At 69.1% G+C, this 3,067-nt stretch carries 1 protein-coding gene; it reads right to left on the bottom strand.

The genetic code is table 11. The features are described 5' to 3' along the window. Nucleotides 1-3,067: tandem-95 repeat protein (locus FDZ70_08560; GenBank protein TLM72285.1), on the bottom strand; the 3,067-nt coding region annotated here is incomplete at both ends.

Here is a 3,067-nt window from a genome sequence, read left to right as displayed (position 1 = left end):
TGTACGAGCCGTCCGCAGCCAGATCGAGCGCACCGTGCGCCGGCCCGGTGACCACTGACGCGAGCAGTTCGTCGCCATCCACATCACTGTCGTTGTCGAGCACGTCGCCTGACGCCGAGGCATCCTCGTCGCACGCGCCCGTGTCGTCGACAGCGACCGGCGTGTCGTTGACCGGCGCCACCACGATGGTGACTTGCGCCTCGTCGGACAGCGATCCGTCAGACGCGGAGTACGTGAACGAGTCGGTGCCGTTCCAGTTCGCCGCCGGCGTGTAGATGTAGCTGCCGTCGGCGGCCAGATCGAGCGCGCCGTACGCCGGCCCGGTGACCACCGTCGCGACGAGCGGATCACCGTCCGGGTCGGAGTCGTTGGCGAGCACGTTGCCGACAGCGAACGTGTCCTCGTCGCACGCGCCCGCGTCGTCGACAGCGACCGGCGTGTCGTTGACCGGCGCCACGACGATGGTGACTTGCGCCTCGTCGGACAGCGATCCGTCAGACGCGGAGTAGGTGAAGCTGTCTGTGCCGTTCCAGTTCGCCGCCGGCGTGTAGGTGTACGAGCCGTCCGCAGCCAGATCGAGCGCACCGTGCGCCGGCCCGGTGACCACGGACGCGAGCAGCTCGTCGCCATCCACGTCACTGTCGTTGTCGAGCACGTCGCCTGACGCCGAGGCATCCTCGTCGCAGGCACCTGCGTCATCGACCGCGACCGGGGCGTCGTTGACCGGTGCCACGGAGATGGTGACTTGCGCCTCGTCGGACAACGAGCCGTCAGACGCCTCGTAGGTGAACGAGTCCGTGCCGTTCCAGTTCGCCGCCGGCGTGTAGGTGTACGAGCCGTCCGCAGCCAGATCGAGCGCACCGTGCGCCGGCCCGGTGACCACGGACGCGAGCAGCTCGTCGCCATCCACGTCACTGTCGTTGTCGAGCACGTCGCCTGACGCCGAGGCATCCTCGTCGCAGGCACCTGCGTCGTCGACAGCGACCGGAGCGTCGTTGACGGGCGTCACCGTCACGGTCGCCGTCGCCGGCGCCGACGCGTTGCCGCTCGTGTCGGTCGCCCGGTACCTGAAGGTGTCGGTCCCGCTCCAGTCGCGCTTCGGCGTGTAGGTGTACGAGCCGTTGGAGTTCACCGTCACCGTGCCGTTCGCAGCCTGCGTGTAGAGCGACGCGGTCAGCGCGTCGCCATCCGCATCGGTGTCGTTCAACAGCAACCCCTGGGTCGCCGGAACGCTCAGCGACACGTCCTCCGCGGTCGAGTAGTTCGGCGTGCTGCGGAAGTAGACCGAGCCGGAGTTCGAGCCCTTGTCGTCGTCGCCGGTCGAGCCGATCACGGCCGTCTCACCGTCGAAGGCCACCGTCAGCCCGAACGAATCGCCTGCGGAACCGTCCGGCGCCGTGAGCTTGCCGGCCTGGCTCCATGTGGTGCCGGACCGCGTGAAGACGTACGCCGAACCGGAGTCGGCGCCCTTGTCGTCATCGGCGTACGTCCCGATCACCGCGGTGTCACCCGCCACAGCCACCGGCCAGCCGAACCGGTCGCCTGGCGCCGCGTCTCCGGCACTCAGCTTCGCCTGCTGCGACCAGGTTGTGCCGCTCCTCGTGAAGACATACGCGGCACCGGCCCACGAGTCATCGGCGGATGCGCCGATCACGGCGGTGTCGCCGGAGAGCGCCACCGTGTAGCCGAGCCAGTCGCTCGCGGCACCGTCTGGTGCGGTGAGCTTCGCCTGCTCGGACCAGACGGCGCCGGAGCGCACGAACACGTACGCCGCGCCGGCGTCGGTCGCCCGGTCGTCGTCGCGCCATGCGCCGATCACCGCGGTGTCGCCCGAGACGGTCACACCCGTCGGCGCGCCGGAGCCGAACGCATCCCCCGCGCCACCATCTGAAGCGGTGAGCTTCTGCTGCTGGGACCACGTGGTGCCGACCCGCGTGAAGACGTAGGCCGAGCCGGAGTCAGCACCCTTGTCATCGTCGCCCGACGCACCGATCACCACAGTGTCACCCGACAGTGAGAGAGAAGCGCCGAATCCATCACTGGCAGCGCCGTCCGCGGCGATGATCTTCGCCTGCTGCGACCAGGTCGTGCCGCTCCGGGTGAATACGTAGACCGAGCCGGAGTTCGAGCCCTTGTCGTCGTCGCCCGACGCGCCGATCACCGCGGTATCGCCATCGACGGCGACCGACGCACCGAAGTAATCGGTGGTGGTGCCGTCGGCTGCGGTGAGTTTGACCTGCTGGCTCCAGACGCCACCGATCTTGACGAACACGTAGGCCGAGCCCGAGTTCGAGCCGAAGTCGTCGTCGTTGTACGCTCCGATCACGGCAGTGTCGCCATCGATCGAAGCGGCGGCACCGAAGACGTCGTCCGCCGCACCGTCGCTCGCGAGCGCCTTCTGCGCCGCCGCCAACGGCCCCGGGTCATCGACCGCGACCGGGGCGTCGTTCACCGGCGTCACCGTGACAGTCACCGTCGCCGCAGCGGACGCGTTGCCGCTGGTGTCGGTCGCGCGGTACTTGAAGGTGTCTGTTCCGCTCCAGTCGCGCTTCGGCGTGTAGGTGAACGATCCGTCGGCGTTGACGGTCGCGGATCCGTTGGCAGGCTGAGAGAAGACCGAGGCGGTGAGCGCGTCCCCGTCAGCGTCCCAGTCGGTGGCCAGCAGACCGGGTGCAGCGACAGTCAGCGTGGTGTCCTCTGCCGTCGAGTAGTCCGGCAGATAGCGGAAGTAGGCCGAGCCGGAGTCGGTGCCGTTGTCGTCGTCACGGTACGCGCCGACGACGGCTGTGTCGCCGGAGACGGCGACCGAGCAGCCGAACACGTCGCCCGCGGCGCCGTCTGAGGCGGTGAGCTTCGCCTGCTGGGACCAGGTGGTGCCGCTCCGGGTGAAGACGTAGGCCGAACCGGAGTCGGTGCCCTTGTCGTCGTCACGCCACGCGCCGATGACGGCGGTGTCGCCGGAGACGGCGACCGAACTGCCGAACCAATCGCCCGTGGCGCCGTCTGCGGCGGTGAGCTTCTGCTGCTGGGACCAGGTGGTGCCGCTCCGGGTGAAGACGTAGGCCGA

The organism is Actinomycetota bacterium, assembly GCA_005774595.1.
In the GTDB taxonomy this organism is placed as follows: domain Bacteria; phylum Actinomycetota; class Coriobacteriia; order Anaerosomatales; family D1FN1-002; genus D1FN1-002.
The sequence above is the reverse complement of the archived record's forward strand: the minus strand, read 5'-3'. Positions and strand labels throughout refer to the sequence as shown.